The following is a 19612-nucleotide window of genomic DNA, read 5'->3' on the forward strand; positions in this document are numbered from 1 at the left end:
TCCTGTTCAGTATATGTGGTTATATGCCTAGAAGTGCTTCTTCTTGCGGGATTTGCGTGTCACAACCGGGCCAATGCACATATACTGGTCGGAGGAAGCGAGGTGATGGGCTTGAGCGGCTTTCATAATCGCCAGCCTTGGCTCAAATGGGAGCAGATTGAGAAGTTTCTCGGACAAAAGCTGCCGTTCGGCGTCAAGGGGCAGAACCTTTTGGACAATATGAGCTGGATCGAGGGCTACGTGCAGGATATGTTAAAAAAAGCCATGCCTCAAGGGACGGTTTCTTCCCATCAGGCAAGCGCCGTCGAGGTCGTCGAAACTCACGATCATATTATTGTGCAGGCAAAGCTTGGCAAAGAGGAGAATCCGCGCGCCATGCAGGTATTCGTCAAATCGAACGCGGTCAAAATTACCGGCTACCTCAACGGAGAACGGCAAATCGTCAAGCTGCCCGCCCTGGTGCTGCCGAGAACGGCCAAAGCCCGCTATAAACAGCGGATGCTTCAGGTGCAGATCCGCAAGCGGGGATTACAGGAAGGCTATCAGGAAACCTACATCCGGTATTGATACGCAAGGGTGTGAAGGCTGGAGAGGATAGGCCGGCTTTATCAGTAAATCGGCAAGCAAGCGGGGAACAGACGGGGAAGGGTATTCATCGTCTTAGGCGGAACGAAAGAGCAAGATGAGCGCGTGCGAGTCGCTCAAACCTGCTCTTTTTCTTTTTTTGCAGCGAAAATTTCCGATCCGGCCTAGCCCTGGTCGCCATTCATCCCTTGTCCGGCTCGACATAACGCGGCAGCGTGACCGTAAACGTGGTCCCTTCACCGACCCGGCTGGTCACGCTAATTGCCCCGCCATGCTGGGCGACGATGTCGGCAGCGATCGCCAGCCCCAGCCCGACGCCCTCTTGGGCGGCGCTTTCGCCGCTTTCCGCACGGTAGAACCGATCGAACAAATACGGCAGATCCGCTTCGGGAATGCCGATGCCGCGGTCGGTCACCTGCAGAACAAGACGCTGCGATTCGGCGCGCAGACGGACCACAACCGGCAATTCACTGTATTTCAAAGCATTGTCGAGCAAAATAACAAGCAGCTGCTTCAGCTTATGCGGATCGCCGCGCATGCGCATCGCCACGCCGCCATCCTCGGCCGCCGGCTGTACGTCGATTGTGCGTCCCGAAGCGAGCTGCAGCGAGGCGGCGCTTGCCCCAGCCAGTGCGAGCAGGTCGAACACCGCGCCTTGCGGCTTGGCTGCCGGTTCGCCGGCAATCCGGGCCAGCAGCGTATCCGTCAGCATCTTGAGACCGGCCGCTTCCGACTGAATGGCGTCGAGCGCCTCTTCGCGCAGCTGGACGTTGTCCATCGCCCAACGGCGGAGCAAGCTGGCGTAGCTTTCAATGACCGTTAACGGCGTGCGCAGCTCGTGCGACACATCGGCCACGAACTGCTCCTGCTTGCGGAAGGTCATTTCCAGCCGCTCAATCATGCCGTTGAAGGTCGCGCCCAGCGCGCTCAGCTCATCCGGCCTCCGCTGCGTCTGCTGCAGCTCGATCCGCCGCAGCTCGCCGCTTGCTTCAATGCGCTGCATGGTGGCGATCAGCCGGCTCAGCGGGCGCAAGGAGAATCGCGTGTACCAGTAGCCGCCCAGCAGCGCAAGCACGACCGCGCCCAGCGCCGCCAGCGGCAGCACCCAGCCCAGAACGCCGGCGTATTCGCTAAGCTTGCGCAAATGGCGGCCGATTTCCAGCGTGGCGATCTGATGGCCTTGCTCATAGACCGGCACCTGCACAAGCACCAGAATGCCCTCGCGGGTGTACGATACCTTCGTGGCGCGGTGCTTGACGTAGGCGGGCGCTAATCTGCGCAGCTGCTCGTCGCGGTAGATTTCATGCTGCACCGCGGCGTCCGGCCCTACATAGCGGATCATTTCCAGCGGGACGAGCAGTTCCTCCAAATCGCCGGGCGAGCTCCAGTATTCGGGATGCCCGGGCAAGTTTTTGAGCAGCAGCGTGTCGGCTTTTTCATCCAGCAGAGCCAGCTCGCTGCCGGTCGTCAGACGAATGAACAAATAATACACCAGGGAGAAAGCGGTCATGAGCAGCAACAGCAGCAGCGTTGTCATGCCGAGCGCGATTTTCAGCTTCAAGCTCATAAGGGGGCCGTCGTTTCCGCAGGGCGCTCCTCAGCGGCTTCAACGCCCGGGCTGCGGGCCGGATCGTCGTCTGCGCCGCGCTCCTCCGCTGCTTCCGCTCCGTCCTTGAGCATATATCCGACGCCGCGAAGCGTATGGATCAGCTTGGTCGGGAACGGCTTGTCGATTTTTTGCCGCACATAACGGATATAGACGTCCACTACGTTCGTATCGCCTACATAATCGTAGCCCCACACCTCATTCATAATCTGTTCGCGGGTGACGACCTCTTCGCGGCGCTCCAGCAAAAAACGCAGCAGCTCGAATTCCGTCGGCGTCAGCTCAATCTGCGCGTCCCCGCGGCGCACGGCGCGGCTTTTGGTATCCATCGTCAAATCGCCCGCGGCCAGAACGGCCGACACCTCGCCGGTCCGTTCGTCGGCTTGCGCCTGCCGCTGGCGCAGCAGGCTGCGAACCCGGGCCAGCAGCTCCTCGATAGCAAACGGCTTGCTGACATAGTCGTTGGCGCCCTGATCAAGCCCGCTGACCCGGTCGGGTACGCTGCCGCGCGCTGTCAGGAGCATCACCGGCACGGCCGCATCGGTTTGGCGGATCCGGCGCAGCACCTCCAGACCGTTCAGCCCCGGCAGCATAATGTCCAGCAGGATCAGCGACCAGGTCTCGCCCGTATCCAGCGCCGCGCGCAAGCCTTCCCGGCCGTCGGCAGCCCTTTGCACCTCATACCCCTCGTGCTCCAGCTCCAACTGCAGAACCCGCGCTATGCGTTCCTCATCCTCAATCAGTAAAATACGCTCCATCGACCGGCACCTCCAGATTTGTTTTTATTATTTTCATATCGCAGGCAGGGCCATGCATGGTTGAGCGCCGGATTACGTCTTTCGCCATCTGACGATTTATGGATGTCGAAAAGAGAAGGAGTGGCGGATATGGGAAGGGAATCCATCAAGTTAGTAGCCAGTTGAACAACGATGAGGAGGGAATTTATGAAATTTTCGATTCGAATGAAACTGCTTTCCAGCTTTGCTTCGGTCATTGTGCTGTTGATTGCTACGGGTTTGATTGCGATTGTCGAAATGAACTTCATGGGCTCCAAGGCTACACAAGTCAAAGAAAGCTGGCTGCCAAACGTCCTGACGCTGGGACAGATGCGCAACAATGTTCAAGAAGTGCGGGGCTGGATGCTGCGCTATATCGTATCGAACGACGGGGCCGCGCGCGCCGGCATGGAAGAGAAGATTCAGCGGCTGCTGGATGAGCAGGAAGCTTCCACAAACAGCTATTTGGAAGCGCTTCAAAGTGCGGAGGAAAAAAAACATTTCGATATTTTCAACAAATCGTGGAACAGCTACGCCGGACAAATCCCTACCATCATGAAAACTAGCGTTACAGGCACTAACGCTCAAGTGAACGAGCTGCTGAATCAAGCGGTTGGCGACTTGAACAAGGCATCCGAAGCGCTCGATGCCAGCATCGAGCTCAGCAATGCCGGTGCGGTGAACGAAGTCGACGATTCCGTATCCAGCTATGAGCGCGGACGGCTTGTCGTCTCGATCATGATTCTTGTGGCGGCGCTGCTGGCAGTGGCGTTGGCGTTATGGATCGCCCAATCGATTTCCCGACCGGCGCAAAAGCTGCTCGCGCTGCTGCAAAAGGTCGCAAACGGCGACTTGAAAGAACAAGCCGACATTCGCTCGCAGGACGAGATGGGCTTGCTTGCCAATGCATTAAACGAGACGGTGGCCAAGCTGCGCGAGCTGATCGCCAGAGTAGCTGTATCCGCCCAAAGCTTGTCTGCCGCTTCCGAGCAAATTTCGGCCAGCGCCGAGGAAATTGCCGGCGGTACGACGATGCAGGCTACGGCGGCGCAGACGATCAATGAGCTGTTCAAGGAGCTGTCGCGGGTTATCGATTCCGTTGCCCGCAATGCCGAGACGGCTTCGGAGCTGGCCAACGAGACCCGGACCGGGGCGGAGCTGGGCGGAACGGTTGTCCAGGCGTCGATGAACGGCATGGAGCAGCTGAACGTGCAAATGTCGCTGCTCAAGGCGGATTCCAGCAAGATTGGCGATATTATCGAGGTCATTAACGAAATTGCCGAACAGACCAACCTGCTTGCGCTCAACGCCGCGATTGAAGCGGCGCGGGCTGGGGAGCAGGGACGCGGGTTCGCCGTTGTCGCGGATGAAGTACGGAAGCTGGCTGAGCGCAGCTCGTCGGCCACCAAAGAAATCGGGCTTATCATTAAAGGCATGCAGGAGAATACGCAAAAGAGTGTGAAAGCGTTAACAGACGCGGTGGAGCTATCACAGCAGACCGGCACCGCTCTGCACGGCATTATTGGCCGCGTGAACGACTCGGCGCGTCAGGTTACGGAAATCGCTGCCGCCAGTGAAGAACAAGCGGCGCAGTCCGGCGAGGTGATGGCGGCGATTGAGGCGATTGCTTCCGCCAGTCAGGAAGCGGCTGCGGCTGCCGAGGAAACGGCTGCTTCCTCACAATCACTGGCGCTGCTGGCGGAGGATTTGAATAGGTCCGTGTCGCTTTTCAAGGTTTGATCGATTTCAGAGCGGGGAGTGGAGTACGATGGCAAGCGCCGATCACTATATTGAACTCGGTATCGCAGACGAAAGCTACGGCATCAAGCTTGGCTCGATTCATGAAATCATCCGCATGCAGGAAATCACTTTTGTACCCAATCACAGCAAGCCTTATTTGAAAGGCGTTATGAATTTGCGCGGCAGCATCGTGCCGATCGTATCGCTGCGCTGTCGCTTCGGGATGAACGAGATAACGCCAAACCCTGCCACGCGAATCATTGTGGTGAACAGCGACGGTCTGCTTGTCGGGCTGATTGTGGATAACGTGCAGCAGGTGATTGCGCTTGATGATGTGCAGGCCCCTCCTGAGCGGCTGGGCCATCTGGACGGACGTTTTATCGCGGCGATTGGCCAGAAGAACGGCAAGCTGATCGGCATTTTGCATATGGAGTACATTCTGGAAGCGGGATAAGGGGGAGCTGCCGATGGATCAGGGGATTTCCGCATATCTGGGCGTATATTTGGACGAGTTAGAGGAGCAGTTGCAGATTCTGGACGAGGAGTGCCTGCGGCTGGAGCGCGAGGGGGCAAGCCCGGAAACGATTCAGCGAATATTTCGCGCCGCCCATACGCTGAAGGGATCTTCGGCTGCGATGGGCTTTGAAGCGATCAAGGAGCTGACGCATCGCGTCGAGAACGTCTTTGACGGCATTCGCAGCGGCCGATTGGGTGTTGGCGTCGAGCTGGTCAACGTGCTGTTTGCGGCGCTGGATGTGCTCCGCGGCGGCAAAGCGGCGTTGCTTGCAGGGCGGCCGGACGACATCGAGGTCGGCGGACTGCTGGAGCGGCTGGAAGCGATTTGCACGCCGGCAGAGCCGCAAGCGAAGGCGTCAGCCGCAGAAGTACCTCAGAGCGGCGCGGCTGACCAAGCGACGCCGCTGCGACGGCTGGTTGAGGATATGTGGCCGCAACTGGACGACAGTCAGCGGCGCGTCGTTATCGCGGGCTTCGAGAGCGGTTATCGCATATACGCGGTGTATGCGCGTGCGCATCGCGAAGCGTTGATGAAGCAGGTGCGGGCGCTGCTGGTTTACAATCATTTACAGGAGCTGGGCGAGCTGATCGCGGCTTATCCGGCAGCCGAGGAAATGGAGAGCGAGCTGTACAGCGGCGAAATGGCTTATGTGCTCGCCACGTTGGCCGATGAAGCGGCGATTCTCCAATTGCTGGGGCAAATCGCCGACCTGGAGGAAGTGCGCGTCTGCGAGGTGGCTCGCGAGCAGGGCGGAGACGGAGGAAGTGTCGATGAAACTGCTGCTGCGGAGGCGGAACGGGCTGTTGCAGCGGCTTTGGAGGAGTCGGCTGGCAGGCCGCAGACGGAAACGATTGCGGGTAGTGCTGCGAGCGCGCGCACAGGGGCGGCTTCGTCTGCACCGGCTTCCGGGGAGCCCGAGGGCAAGGTCAAGATCAACCCGACCGTGCGGGTCGACGTCGAGCGTCTGGAACGGCTGCTGAATTTCGTCGGCGAGCTGATCATTAACAACACGCGGCTTCATGAGGTCCAGCATCGCTTGAACGGACAATTCCGCGAGAACGCCGATGTGCAGCAGCTGAATGATATCGCCGCGCATTTCGGGCGGGTGATCGGCGAGCTGCAGGACGGCATGATGAAGACGCGAATGCTGCCCATCGAGCAGCTGTTCAACCGCTTTCCCCGCACCGTGCGCGATATTGCCATGAAGTCGGGCAAGGACATCGATTTTGTGATTGAGGGCAAGGAAACGGAGCTTGATCGAACGCTGATCGAGGAGCTTGGCGATCCGATTCTCCATATTTTGCGAAATGCGGCCGATCACGGGCTGGAGAGTCCGGAGGAGCGGCTGCAGGCCGGCAAGCCCGCCAAGGGGCGGCTTGTTTTGAAAGCGGCACATCAGGAAAATCAAATCGTGATTACCATTTCCGATGACGGACGCGGCATTGATGCCGAGCGAATCAAGCAGTCGGCCGTGCGCAAAGGCTTTGTGACGGCCGAGGCTGCGGAGCGAATGACCCGGGAGGAGCAGATTTTCCTTATTTTTCACTCCGGCGTCTCCACGGCTGCAGCGGTGACCGATTTGTCGGGGCGCGGGGTGGGTATGGACATTGTGCGCGCGCATATTGAAAAGCTTAACGGCATTATTCACATCGACACCGAGGTTGGCCAGGGCACGGTGTTTACGATCAAGCTACCGCTGACGCTGGCCATCATCCGCTCGCTGCTGATCAAGCTCGGCCGCCAGACGTTTGCTGTGCCGCTGGTGAATGTTGTCGAAATCGTGCGATTGGCCGGCGAGGACATTCGCACGGTGCAAGGACAAGAGGTCTGTCTGATTCGCGGCGCGGTGTTTCCGCTCATTCGTATGCACAGCAGAATGCAAATCCCGAGCGGGCCGGCAACGGGCCGGCAGTATGTCGTCATTCTCGGTCACGCCGACAAGCGCGTTTGTCTGGCCGTGGACGGCTTGGTGGGCAATCAAGAGATCGTCATCAAATCGCTGGGGGCGTATGTCGGCAACGTTCCGTATATCGCCGGATCGACGATTCTCGGCGACGGCAGCGTAGCGCTGATTCTCGACGTCGGCACGATTGCCCGCGAGGAGGGCTCGATGCCGGCTGACCTGCGGGCCGAGCTCTACAGCGCGGAACGCGCGGAGAAGGACGAGCTGCAGCTCGTTACCTTCCGGCTGGCCGACGGCCAATACGCGCTGGACATTGCCCGTATGAAGGAGATTATCGCCGTGCCTTCGATTACGCGCGTTGTGTCGGCCCCGGCCGGATTGCTCGGGATGATTAATCTGCGCGGCTCGATGCTGCCGGTGTGGGATTTGCGCACCTGTCTCGGACTGCCGGCTGCTGAAGCTACAGCCCACACGCGCATCGTGGTCGTGGAGCAGCACGGCAAGGACGTCGGCATCCGGGTGGATCAGGTAACCGAGGTGCTCAAAATCCCCCGCAGCGAGCTGCAGCCCGTTCCCAAGGAGCTGCTGGGCGGTCATCCGGGGGCGACCGAGCAAGCATGCCGGCATGAGGACGGCTTTGTATTGCTGCTTCAACTGGAGCGCGTGCTACCGTGCGAAGCGACGGCACCGTAATTGTAAAAAAAGGCTGCTTTCATCCGGCGTTAAGCCTGACGAAAGCAGCCTTTGTATGCTTATTCCTTGCTCGCTACCGGGGACGTTTCCGGCGAAGTCAAACGGTCGTAGAACTCGACGAATTTGTCGCGGTCCGGACTGTTCAGGTGCGCCATCGCTACGCGCGGATGCTCGTCCAGCGCGCCAACGACCATGTATGGAATCAGGTAGCCCCAATCCCATTTTTGACGCATGGTAAGCATGTGCTTTTCGATGATTTCCAGCACCGGACGCACGTCGTAGCGCGGATTTTTCAGGTAGCTGACCAGCAGCTCCGTCGTACAGTTGCCTGCCGCGCGGCCCATGCCGTAAACGGAGGAATCGAGGAACTTTACGCCCTTCTCGGCGCCCATGATGGTGTTGGAGAAGGCAAGCTGCATGTTGTTGTGCATATGCAGGCCAAGCTCCTTTTCAGGAAGCAGGCGTTGGAATTTCGCTACCAGGTAATCAATATCCTTGTAGTCCATGCTGCCGTAGGAGTCTACGATGTAGACGACGTCTACAGGGCTTTTGTTAATTTCTTCGAAGGCTTCCACCAGCTCGTTCTCCATAACATGGGAAAGCGCCATGATATTAATGGTCGTTTCATAGCCCATATCGTGGAATTTTTGCACCAGCTCCAGACCCTTGTCCACATCCTTGATGTAGCAAGCGACGCGAATCAGGTCCAGCAAGCTTTGCTCGCGCGGCAAAATGTCATTCTCGTCCACACGGCCGATATCGACCAGCGCCGACAGCTTCGTATCCGTTTTCTTGGTGATGACGTCGCGCAGGAACGCTTCGTTCAGGAACCGCCAAGGACCGGCATCGCCGCCCTGGAGCAGCTTCTCTGAATTTTTGTAACCAATTTCCATATATTCCACACCGGCTGCACTTAAACCGCGATACATGTCCTGTACAAATTCCACGCTGAAATCCCAGTTGTTAACCAAACCGCCGTCCCGAATCGTACAATCCAAAATTTTGTGCTGATGCTGCCTCATATGCCCAAATGCCCCTTCCCAACGCCGTTAGCTCGGATGATTTTTGCTATATTATCACTTATCTGCAGGCGGCTTGTCAATGAACAGCGGGTGAAGGTTATAGAATAAAGAAACTTTGCAGAAGCTAGTAAGGACAAGAACCCATCTGATACAAAGGAAAGGATGTCTGCCCGTGACTAGCGCCGCCCCGCTATTTTTTGAATTCGAGCAGGAAAATCACGCCATCATGGCCCTCGACATGCTGGAGGAGCTCGGCTACAAGCCGCAGCTGCTGGAGCGGTTCGACAAGCCGACGCTGCATCTTCATCTGGACGGGCAGGAGGTGACCTCTGCGCTGGAAATTGCCCAAGCTTACGGAGGACAACTGGTCGAGCGTCCGCATGCAGCCAGCGGCGAAGCGGCGTTTGCGATGGCTTACGGTCTTGAAGGTTCGATTGCGATTCCTGCACATACGGTCAACGAGGATTGGCCCGACGGTTACGCTCAAGCATCCTCGGTGGACTGGCATGACGCTCTGCCTGATGACGATGAAGCATCCTTCGACCCGTCGGCGGATGATTACAACCATTTTCGCCCAGGTATTCGTTTATAGATAAGCTTCATACAAAGCCGTTACGCCAGACTGCCTTTCCGAACGATCGGGAAGCGCAGTCTTTTTTATTTTGCTCATTCACCGGATGCCGAAGTTGCATTACAATAAGTAGGGTCGGTGAATCTGCCGCTGCGCGCCGGGATCGGCAGGGATTGCCTGTCCGTTTCGATCAGGCGGCCGACGGTTAAGGATTAAGAAGCTTTTGTTCTTGCGGAAAGCAGCGGGCTGAGTTGACGTAGCCTGAGCGACGGCAGGACGATAGGATAACGGGATAACGGGAGAGAGACAGGATGATGGTGTTTGGGGCTTGTTTTATTTTTGCCTTGACCTTGGCCGTGGTTATTTGGCAGCCAAGGGGGCTGGGGATTGGCTGGTCGGCTTGCGGGGGAGCTGTATTGGCGTTGCTGTGCGGCGTAGTCGGCTTGCGCGATGTGCTTGAGGTGACCGATATCGTCTGGAACGCCACGTTGACGTTCGTTGCGATTATTGTCAATTCGCTGCTGCTGGATGAGATTGGCTTTTTTGAATGGGCCGCGCTGCACATGGCTCGGCTGGCCAAAGGCAGCGGTGTGCGGATGTTTGTATACACGGTGCTGCTGGGAGCAGCGGTATCGGGGCTGTTCGCCAATGACGGAGCGGCGCTGATTCTGACGCCGATCGTGCTGGCAATGGTGCGATCCTTATCGTTCAAAAACGCGATGGTGCTGCCGTTTGTGATGGCCGGCGGTTTTATTGCCGATACGACCTCGCTGCCGTTGACGGTCAGCAATTTGACGAACATCGTTTCTTCGGACTATTTTGGCATCGATTTTCTGACCTATGCGTGGCGGATGCTTGTGCCGAATCTGGTGGCGCTGCTGGCGAGCTTGCTGGTGCTGTATCTCTTTTACCGCAAGCTGATTCCGCGGCATTTCGACGTTTCTCTCGTCAAGCCGCCGCGCGAAGCGATTCGCGACCTGCGGCTGTTTCGCTGGGCTTGGGTGATTTTGAGCGTGATGCTGGTTGCTTTCGTACTGAGCGAATTTATCGCCGTGCCGATCTCGCTCATTACCGGACTGGCGACGCTGGCGTTTCTGCTGGCGGCGCGGCGCAGTCCGGCGGTGCGGCTGGGTGCCATTATCAAGGAAGCGCCGTGGACAATTGTTGTATTTTCCATCGGCATGTACGTGGTCGTATATGGGCTGAAAAACGCCGGTTTGACCGCGCTGCTGGGCCGGCTCATCGAAGCGGCTGCGGCGCATGGTCTGTATGCGGCGACGCTGGCGATGGGCTTTATCGCCGCTGTGCTGTCTTCGGTGATGAACAACCTGCCGACGGTGATGATCGATGCGCTGGCGATCGACGGCACGCAGACGAGCGGTTTGATGCGCGAGGCGCTGATTTACGCCAATGTGATCGGCACAGACCTTGGACCCAAGATGACGCCGATCGGCTCGCTGGCCACGCTGCTATGGTTGCATGTGCTGGCGCGCAAGGGGGTCAAGATCACCTGGGGGTACTACATGAAGGCGGGCTTTGTACTCACCGTACCTACGCTGGCAGCGACATTAACCGGACTATGGCTCTGGTTGTGGTGGACCGGCTGAGCGGGGGGCTACGGCCTGATGATTGCGGCTATACTAGCAAAGCGTAACTTTTTTGGCAGAAGCGTCGTCTGGAAGATAAAGCCACTACAGTTTACTACAGTTAGGGGAGATCAGGATGCGACGATGGATCACTTTGGTTGCAGCGGTTGCGCTGGCTTCGGCATTGGCGGGCTGCCGCAGCGGCGACGAAACGCAGACCGGCGAAGGTACGGCGTCACCTGCACCGGGCGCGTCGGCTACGCCTGCGGCAAGCGCCGGGCCTTCCGTCAGCCCGACGGCAACGCCAGCAGCTACGGTAACGCCGGCTGCAACGGCCGCACCGAGCGTCAAGCCCAAGCCGGCTTCTGTGGCGGCTCCGGCCGATGCGAAGGCTGCGGTGGAGGGGCGGGCGAACGATACGCTGGCGGCGATGAAAGCGCAGGATTTGGCCAAGCTGGCCAAGCTTGCGCATCCCGACAAGGGCGTGCAATTTTCGCCCTATGCGCATATCGACACAGCGAAGGATGTGCGGTTGAAAGCAAGCGAACTAGGCACGGCCTGGACCGACGGCAACCCCCGGACCTGGGGCAGCTATGACGGATCGGGTGAGCCGATTACGTTGACCTTTCCCGCTTATTTTGCCAAGTTTGTGTATAATCACGATTATTCGACCGCGCCTGATGTCGGCTATAACACGATCATCGGTAAAAGCACAACCCTAAACAATGTGTTTGACGTGTATCCGAAGGACAGCTGCGTTACCGTCGAATATCATTTTTCCGGTTTTGATCCGCAATTTGACGGCAATGATTGGTCAAGTCTGCGTCTTGTGTTTGAGAAATCGGGAGCCGAGTGGTATTTGACGGCCGTTATACACGACCAGTTTACAATGTAGGCAAGAGCGGAAAAACCTCCGTATCGCCCTCCATCTTCGCGGGATCAGCCGGAAGAGGAGAGCGGAACGGAAGTTTTTGTTATGTGCGGAAATTGCCGGCGATCAGTTGGCGGGCCTCAGCGGGTTTGGGTCTGAGCGCTTTGAAGCGCTTGTGCCGCTGCATTTTTACCTGCCGTATACCCCGTTGTAAAAGCAGCCGTAATATTATAGCCGCCTGTATATCCGTGAACATCGAGAATTTCTCCGCAAAAAAACAAGCCGCTCTTCAGCTTCGATTGCATCGTGCGCGGGTCCAGCTCCTTCAAATGTACGCCGCCCCCCGTGACGAATGCTTCGTCCAGCGACAACGTGCCGCTGACCTGCACCGGCACCGCCTTCAGCATACGGCACAGCTCCGTCCACGGCTGCTTGGGCAGATTGTGATACGTTTCGTCGCCGGTAAGTCCACTTCTCGCGAACAGCAGCGGCAGCAGCCGGTCGGGCAGAAAGCCCTTGAGCACGTTTTTGACCGCTTTGCGCGCTTCGCCAGCCGCCAGCTCCAGCGTCCGCTCGGTCAGCTCCTGCACGCTCAGCTCGGGAAACAGGTCAATCGTCACCAGAATATCGCGCACGGAAAATTGTTTGCGCAGCTTGACGACAAACTGCGAGCAGCGCAGCACCGCCGGCCCCGACAAGCCGAAATGGGTGAAGATCATGTCGCCCTCGTGTTCGACGATCCGCTTGCCCTTCGGACTCCACACCGTCAGCGTAATGTTGCGCAGCGACAAGCCTTGCAGCTCGCGGCTACGGATAAATGGTTCCTCCGAAGTCAACGGCACCTCGGTCGGGTACAGCTCCGTAATCGTATGGCCGGCTGCTTCGGCCCAAGGGTAACCGTCGCCGGTCGAGCCCGTGTGGGGCACCGACCGGCCCCCGGTCGCCACGACTACACACGCGCTGAGCACCCGCTCGCCGGACCGCAGCCGTACGCCTTGCACGGCGTCGTCGGCATACAGCACCTCTGCGACCGGGCTGTTGACGCGGATGTCGACGCCAAGCGCCCGTACCTTGCCGACAAGCGCGTCTACGACCGTCTTCGCTTTATCCGAGACGGGGAACATGCGGCCGCGGTCCTCTTCCTTGAGCGCAATGCCCATATCCTCGAAAAATGCGATAATATCGCGGTTGCTGAACGTATCGAGCGCGCTATACAGAAAGCGGCCGTTGCCGGGAATGTGGCCCACCAGCTCGTCCAGCTCCTTGGCATTGGTGACGTTGCAGCGCCCGCCTCCGGAAATGCCCAGCTTGCGCCCCAGCTTATCTCCCTTGTCTATCAGCAGCACGCGCGCTCCGCCTTCGGCCGCAGCAATACAAGCCATCAGACCCGAAGGGCCGCCGCCGATGACAATTACATCGTAACTCATCTCATTCCATCTCCTTACCGTCCACGGTTCCTCATTATATAGGTAACCATACACGTTTCGGAGCGGGGATACAAGCCGTTTGCGGTCGTTGCTTCGCGGCAGTCGCTTGTCGCTTGTCGCCTGGCAAGGCTCGCTCGTCACCCGCCGTCAGCCGCGCGCGCAAGCCGGACTCCCGCATTCTGCGCCGCCCGTCGGCTCTCGCGTTCCGTCCTTGGCGGCGTCCGGTCGCTGCCCGTTGCCGCTTAGCGGGCCGCCGCTGCAGATTGCTGCGGCAGCGCCGTCTTGCGCACGTATTCCGGTCCGGCCCAGCGGCGCAACGAATGCTCGCGGCCGCGGATGACAACACGGTCGGGATATACGTCTACGACGAGGCTCTGGCTGGCCGCCTGCTCCCCGGGCTCATTGCGCCCGTTCCAGATCCGTCGGACCGACGAGCTGCCGACGGCGAGGAAGCCCAGCTCCTTGATCTGCCGCGTTTTCTCCAGATTCCAGTGCGTATGCCCTGAGAACACAATCGCTTGCGGGTAACGAGCCAGCAGTGCGTTCAGCCGGTCCGCCTGAACGATGCCGCGTTCGAACTCCGTACCGTCCAGCGTATGCGGCAACGGTTGGTGGATAAACACAAAAATCGGCTTCGTCGCACTCTCCGTCCCAGCCGCAGCCAGCCTGTCGGCCAGCCAAGCGAACTGCTTGTCGGACAAATACGCATCCTCCTTCACGTCCGGCTGCACATCGCGATAAGCCTCCCCGCTGGCAAACAAAAAATGATACCCCTGCAGCGTCAGCTCATGATAGGGCTTATCGTAGCCGAGCAGCTGCGTAAACTGCTGCACCGCCTGCCGCGTCGACCAGTCCGGATTCAGACGCGTCGTATCCATCCCGCCGTCGGGCGTCCGCCACATCCGGTAATATTCGTGATTGCCCATCGTCGCATGCATCGGAGCGTGTCGGTGCTTGACCAACTCAGCCAGCAAGGTCCGGTAATCGGCCGCTTCGCCGTCCGTCAAATCGCCGTTCAACACCAGCAGCGAGCTTGCCGGCCGCAGCGCGGCATGATCGTCAAGCGCCGTAGTGAATTTACGCTGCGATTCCCCGTCCCAACTTGTCACATGCAGATCGCTCAGCACGGAAAATGATAGCGCCGGCGCTGCTTCGCCTCGGCCGGAGCGTCCGGGCCGTTGCAGGCTCACGGAGGCTGCTGCGGGCTCGCTGATCTCTTGCCGAATCCCGCTTGTCCGTTCAAGGCTGCCCGCTTGCGCAGAAGCCGTCCCCGAAAGCGCCGCCAGCAGCGTCAACGTCAAACAGGCGATGCGTACTTGGTTGCCGCCATAGTCCATTGATCGTAGTTCCTCCCTCTTATAGCCGATGGCTTCCAGCCGCGGCATTTCCGCTTAGTATATGGCACAGCGCAGCCTGCTATCCGTATTTTGTAAGCGCTTCACGGTTCTTCCTCCACCATTTTCTACAATTTTCAAGGAATAAAAAATAATTTTTACTAAACTTATCCTTGTCAGCCGACGTCCAAATATAGTACTTTAGACTTATATATATTACGGAAGGAAGAAATCATTTGAGAAAATGGAAAATAGCAGGACTGGTCGCGGCATTTTGCTTGCTGACCAGCCAGACACTCGCTTCCGCAGCGACCCCGACGGCTCCGCTGAAGCCGGCCAAGCAGCTGGAAGCCACTACGATTAACGGCGAAGTCTACGTCAAAGCGTCCTCACTCGTCAGCCAATTGGGCGGCAAGGGCAGCTATGACGCGGCTTCCGGCACCTACGCCTACCAGCCGGTCAATGAAGTCGCTCAGGCCGTGGAGAAAACATCGGCATCCGTCGTCGCCATCATCGGGCGCTACAGCAACGATGCCAGCAGCGGCATCAAGGGCAGCGAGGACCGCTTCCAGCTCGCGCACGGCACCGGCGTCGTCTGGAAAAGCGACGGCTGGATTATTACCAACGCCCACGTCGTCAAGGATTTGAAGAACATGGTCGTTGTCACCTACGACGGCAAGCAGTATACCGGCACCGCCAAATACACCGATGAGGAAAGCGACCTGGCGCTGGTGAAAATCGAGGCGAAAAACCTCTCTCCGGCCAAATTTGCCGACAACATGAACGTACAGGTCGGTGAAACCGTCGTGGCCATCGGCACGCCGATTTCCTTTGCGCTGCGCAACTCCGTCACCGTCGGCGTCGTGAGCGGCATCGACCGCTCGGTGCATTCCACCTACCGGCTGCTGCAAACCGATGCGGCAATCAATCCGGGCAACAGCGGCGGCGCGCTGCTCAACCTGCGCGGGGAAGTCATCGGCATCAACTCGCTGAAATTCGCTGCTGTCGGCGTGGAGAGCCTTGGCTTTTCGATTCCGTCGGACACGGTAATGTATGTGATGGACCAGTTTATGAAATATGGCAAGGTCAAACGTCCGTACCTCGGTTTTACCGTGGAGGAAAGCTGGGCCGCGCTGGTCGGGCTGCCGACCGACGATCCGCTGAAGATCAGCTATGTTAACGACAAGGCCGCAGCGGCCGGCATTCACAAAGGGGATGTGCTGTATTCCATCGACGACGTCAACGTTAAGACGCTGGTTGATTTGAACGAGCGGCTCAAAGCCTATTTGCCGGGCGACAAAGTCAAGCTGATGCTGCAATCCGACGGCGATCTTGTGCAAAAAGAAATCACGCTGACCGAAGAAAACTAATCTATAACCAGAAACGGAGTCCACACGATGAAAAAATTAACCACGCTGCTGCTGGCCGGCGCGCTGCTGCTGACGCCGCAGTTCGCTCATGCCGCCGACAACGACATCAACATCAAACTGCAGCTCAACAACGAAAGCCTGACGATCAACGGTGTCGACATGAAGGTGGAAAAGCCTTATTTGTCCAATGAAACCACGCTCGTACCGCTGCGCGTTATCACAACGGCGTTCGGAGCGGTGCTCAACTGGGATTCGGCCACCAAATCGATTCATTTAAAATACGGCGCGCACGCCATCACCTTGACCATCGGCAGCAAGACAGCCGTCGTCGACGATCAGACGCTCGACCTCCCGGCTCCGCCGGAGCTGGCCAACGGCACGACAATGGTGCCGATTCGTTTTATCTCCGAGAACTTCGGGGCCAAAGTCAGCTACGATGCGGCTACATCGCAGATTACGATTACAGGCAGCAAGCAGGAAACGACGCCGGACAACGATTTGAACAGCGATCTGGGCAAAACGAAGCTGGGCAACAGCTTTTACGGCTGGTCGATGAACTATCCTTCCGGTCTGGAGAAGCAGTCGATCTCCTTCAAGGAGGACGGCGCGGCTTTTACCGATACGAACGGCGAATACCGTTTTTCCGTGTATGTGGAGGAGCTTGAAGATTCCTTGTCTCAAGACGCCCTGTTGAAAAAGCTCAACGCTTCCGTGACCTCGAGCGAAACCGTATTGGACAAAAAATACGTTCGCCAAGGCTCCGGCGGCTACGCCCGCATCGTCAGCAAAAACAGCGAAGGCAAATATTACGAAGGCCGCGGCTATGTTAAAGGCGACTACTATTACCAGATCATCCTGACTGTCAATAAGGAAGAAAATTACAAAAACAAAGCCAAAAATCAGGCCTATACCGACCTGCTCGATAGCTTTAAAACCGAATTTGATAAAAAAGATCCGGCCATCAAGGACATTTCGACCGTCAAGGACGGCTATCGGACGTACGTCAACAAAGATTTCGGCTTCACCATGAAGCTGCCTTCCGAATGGAACGACGCTTCGAGCAGCAGCAGCCTCGATTTTTACGATGAAAAAACTGATGCGGCCCTGAGCATTCGCGTAACGTCGGTGGAGGACAAGGATACGCTCGCCGCTTGGGTGGACCGCGAAACGGCGCAAATCACTTCTTATTACACGAGCGATAACGTGAAAATCGACAAGCCTGTCGACATGACGGTGTCCGGCGAGCCGGCCAAGCTGTTGAAATATTCCAGCCGTACAGGCGATACGTGGACCAATTTCTACGGTCTGTACGTGTTCAAGGACGGGCATAAATTCGAAATCGACTTTGTTCAGAATAAAACCGCAGTCGACGCCAAGCTGTTTAAAGCGATCACGGATTCGTTCAAATTCGAGGGCGAAGCGACGGTCGGCTATATCGATGACGATCGCGATTTCATCGACCGCGACAAAACGTCGACGGTAACCCGCAAATCTCAGCATTTCTCCATCGACATTCCGGATTTCTGGTACCCTTACGAGGATGAGGACTCCAAGGACATGCTGGAATATAGCTTTGTCGGCGGTTTGCTTCTTGTATTTAACAACGAGGACCAGAGCTACGACAACATCGTGCAGAATGACAACAAAGTACTGGATGAAGCGCGTAAGCGTAAGAACTTCAACATAGTGATGAACGGCTCCGATACGATCGGCGGCTTGAATGCGAGCAAGCTCGTTTACGAAAACGATGCGGATAACGGCGGCAGGCTGCGAACGTTCGTCTACCATGTGAAAAGCGGTGACAACGTCTATACGATTATTGCTTCCATGTATCAAGCGGTTATGACCGATGCGAACGTCCAACGTCTCGACAAGGTAATTCATTCCTTGAAGCCTCTTCAATAGCAAAAAGCCGGTTGTACCGGCGTAACGGCGCTCCAAGCCTTAGGGCTTGCGGGCGCTTTTTGTCATGCCGGGGCAGATAAGCCGCCGCCGCTTGCCGTCGTTTCCTTGCCGGCTTGTCCCCAGGTCGGACACCCACCCCGACCAAGGTCTAGGTTCAAATACCGTCGCGGGTCCGTTTTGAACAACGGTTTTTTTCCCTAGAATAAAGACATAAGCAAGCGAACAACACGCACAGCGAAAGGCGGTGACAAAGATGAAAAGAAACACTGGTTTGGCAGCGGCTTTAATCGTATTCGGCGCTTTGATCATCCTGAGCAAATTCGGCTTTCATCTCGGACCGATTGTCGGCTCGATCATGGGCTATCTGATTCCGATTGCAATGGTGGCGCTCGGCTATGTCGGCATCAAGAACGGCAGCAAGATCGGCTGGATCGTAGCCGGATTGGGCGTGATCATTCTGATGGGCAAGCTGGCCGGATGGCTGATTATCGTACTGGCGATCGGATTGATCGCATACGGCGTATCGATGCTGAAGAAAAGCCCGCAGGCGTAAGCCGGGCGATTAAGAGAAGGGAAAAGGTGGAATGGGAATGAGCTTGATTAAGCGGATGAGAGATATTACGGTAGCGACGCTGAACGAGCATTTGGAGCGGTCGGAGGACCCGGTGCGGTTGATCGACCAGTACTTGGCCGCACAGCGCGAGCAGTTGGTCCAGTCCGAACGGCTGCATCAGCAATGCGTCACCCACGCCGCTTCGCTCCGGCAGCAGTTTCTGTCGGCGTTGGAGACGAAGGAGAAGCGTGAGCAGCAAGCGCTGCTGGCCTTGAAGGCCGGCGAAGAGCAGATGGCACGCATCGTCCTTCAGGAGAAGCTGCAGGCTGAGGAGAAAAGCGAGCAATACCGCGAGCTGTATGAGCAGGCGAAGCAGTCGATTCTGGAGCTGGACGAGGAATTGCAGCAGCTGAAAGCCGATTACAAGGAAGTTGCCGATAAACGCAGCTATTACCTGGCGCGAATGGAATCCGCAAGATTGCAGCAACGGCTGCACGCCCGGCTCGGCGGCTTCGGTCCTGACGTGGCGCCGCGGGCCTTCGGACGCCTCGAAGAGCGCGTGTCCGATATGGAACTGCACGCCAAATCATTACGAGATGTGCGCCGCATGAGCCGCGACGGCTATTATGCCGGCAATCCGGCTGTCGACGCGGAGCTGGAAGCGCTCCGCAACAGACTGAATCAGGAGGGATAACGTAACCATGAGCAAACTGTACCGCTCGAGAAGAGACAAGAAGATTACAGGTCTTTGCGGCGGCTTGGCCGAAACGCTGAACGTCGACGCCACCTTGCTGCGATTGCTGCTCGTCATCACCACGCTTTTCTCCGGGGGAACGGTCATTTTCATCTATGTGCTTGCTGCGATTGTGATTCCCAAGGAGCCGGGCTTCGAACCCCCTTACGATCCTTATGCCGGCCCCTATGGTCGCCCGCCGTATAACGGCGGAGGCTGGAATCCGCCGCCAAGACCACAAAGCGGCCCGGCTCGTCCGGACCCTTACGCCGGTGCTTATGAAGCGAACAAAGGTAGCCATATCGATGAAATGATGAAGGATATCGAGAAAAAAGCGTTGCAGCGCGAAATCGAAGAGCTGCGCAAAAAAGTTGCGCATTATGAAAATAACAACGATAAATCCAAAGGAGACGTGTAAAT

General features: G+C 57.5%; 16 protein-coding genes and 1 pseudogene. 12 read left to right on the forward strand and 5 right to left on the reverse strand.

From position 1 onward, the window contains the following. Positions 1-102 precede the first annotated feature (102 nt). Positions 103-567, forward strand: a complete 465-nt coding sequence (locus tag B5M42_RS07565; protein ID WP_134752597.1) for a hypothetical protein — start codon at positions 103-105, stop codon at positions 565-567. A 199-nt stretch (positions 568-766) separates the two neighbouring features. On the opposite strand, the gene B5M42_RS07570 is transcribed toward B5M42_RS07565, so the two are convergent. Beyond that, on the reverse strand, positions 767-2152 hold the full coding sequence (locus B5M42_RS07570; RefSeq protein WP_134752599.1) for a sensor histidine kinase: 1386 nt from the start codon (positions 2150-2152) through the stop codon (positions 767-769). A gap of 104 nt (positions 2153-2256) precedes the next feature. Beyond that, a pseudogene (locus B5M42_RS07575) lies at positions 2257-2949 on the reverse strand (response regulator transcription factor); the annotation flags it as partial. A gap of 186 nt (positions 2950-3135) precedes the next feature. Between B5M42_RS07575 and B5M42_RS07580 the strand changes: the two are divergent. From B5M42_RS07580 to B5M42_RS07590, 3 genes are read left to right on the forward strand one after another with little or no spacing between them, the layout of a single operon-like run. Then, positions 3136-4707, forward strand: a complete 1572-nt coding sequence (locus tag B5M42_RS07580; RefSeq protein ID WP_167689877.1) for a methyl-accepting chemotaxis protein — start codon at positions 3136-3138, stop codon at positions 4705-4707. Between the two features lie 28 nt (positions 4708-4735). After that, a complete protein-coding gene (locus B5M42_RS07585) occupies positions 4736-5161 on the forward strand; it encodes a chemotaxis protein CheW (protein WP_134752605.1) in 426 nt (141 codons plus the stop codon). Between the two features lie 13 nt (positions 5162-5174). After that, a complete protein-coding gene (locus B5M42_RS07590; RefSeq protein WP_134752607.1) occupies positions 5175-7820 on the forward strand; it encodes a chemotaxis protein CheW in 2646 nt (881 codons plus the stop codon). A 59-nt stretch (positions 7821-7879) separates the two neighbouring features. On the opposite strand, the gene B5M42_RS07595 is transcribed toward B5M42_RS07590, so the two are convergent. Continuing rightward, entirely contained in the window at positions 7880-8842 is a 963-nt protein-coding gene (locus B5M42_RS07595) for an aldolase catalytic domain-containing protein (RefSeq protein ID WP_134752609.1), read from the reverse strand. Positions 8843-9014: 172 nt separating this feature from the next. Between B5M42_RS07595 and B5M42_RS07600 the strand changes: the two genes are divergently transcribed. The 3 genes from B5M42_RS07600 to B5M42_RS07610 all read left to right on the forward strand — a co-directional run bounded on the left by B5M42_RS07600 (position 9015) and on the right by B5M42_RS07610 (position 11894). Further along, the gene (locus B5M42_RS07600) at positions 9015-9434 is read left to right on the forward strand and encodes a hypothetical protein (protein WP_134752611.1); all 420 of its coding nucleotides are present in this window, start codon (positions 9015-9017) and stop codon (positions 9432-9434) included. Positions 9435-9727: 293 nt separating this feature from the next. Further along, positions 9728-11020, forward strand: coding sequence for an arsenic transporter (locus B5M42_RS07605; RefSeq protein WP_134752695.1), 1293 nt, complete (start codon positions 9728-9730; stop codon positions 11018-11020). Between the two features lie 115 nt (positions 11021-11135). Beyond that, positions 11136-11894, forward strand: a complete 759-nt coding sequence (locus B5M42_RS07610; RefSeq protein WP_134752613.1) for a hypothetical protein — start codon at positions 11136-11138, stop codon at positions 11892-11894. A 116-nt stretch (positions 11895-12010) separates the two neighbouring features. Here B5M42_RS07610 and B5M42_RS07615 read toward each other — a convergent pair whose 3' ends face one another. Next, positions 12011-13297, reverse strand: a complete 1287-nt coding sequence (locus tag B5M42_RS07615) for a BaiN/RdsA family NAD(P)/FAD-dependent oxidoreductase (RefSeq protein WP_134752615.1) — start codon at positions 13295-13297, stop codon at positions 12011-12013. Positions 13298-13539: 242 nt separating this feature from the next. Continuing rightward, positions 13540-14634: a metallophosphoesterase family protein gene (locus B5M42_RS07620; RefSeq protein ID WP_167689881.1), complete on the reverse strand. Its 1095-nt coding sequence runs from the start codon at positions 14632-14634 to the stop codon at positions 13540-13542. Between the two features lie 233 nt (positions 14635-14867). On the opposite strand from B5M42_RS07620, the gene B5M42_RS07625 reads away from it, so the two are divergent. The 5 genes from B5M42_RS07625 (at position 14868) to B5M42_RS07645 (ending at position 19610) form a co-directional block, all read left to right on the forward strand. Then, positions 14868-16001: a S1C family serine protease gene (locus B5M42_RS07625; protein ID WP_230632793.1), complete on the forward strand. Its 1134-nt coding sequence runs from the start codon at positions 14868-14870 to the stop codon at positions 15999-16001. Positions 16002-16028: 27 nt separating this feature from the next. After that, on the forward strand, positions 16029-17906 hold the full coding sequence (locus B5M42_RS07630; protein ID WP_134752619.1) for a stalk domain-containing protein: 1878 nt from the start codon (positions 16029-16031) through the stop codon (positions 17904-17906). Between the two features lie 253 nt (positions 17907-18159). Then, positions 18160-18459: a LiaF transmembrane domain-containing protein gene (locus B5M42_RS07635; RefSeq protein WP_134752621.1), complete on the forward strand. Its 300-nt coding sequence runs from the start codon at positions 18160-18162 to the stop codon at positions 18457-18459. A gap of 37 nt (positions 18460-18496) precedes the next feature. Then, a complete protein-coding gene (locus B5M42_RS07640) occupies positions 18497-19153 on the forward strand; it encodes a PspA/IM30 family protein (protein WP_134752623.1) in 657 nt (218 codons plus the stop codon). Between the two features lie 7 nt (positions 19154-19160). Further along, positions 19161-19610, forward strand: coding sequence for a PspC domain-containing protein (locus tag B5M42_RS07645; protein WP_134752625.1), 450 nt, complete (start codon positions 19161-19163; stop codon positions 19608-19610). Positions 19611-19612: the final 2 nt, after the last annotated feature.

This window comes from Paenibacillus athensensis (assembly GCF_004514475.2).
Taxonomy (GTDB): domain Bacteria; phylum Bacillota; class Bacilli; order Paenibacillales; family NBRC-103111; genus Paenibacillus_AL; species Paenibacillus_AL athensensis.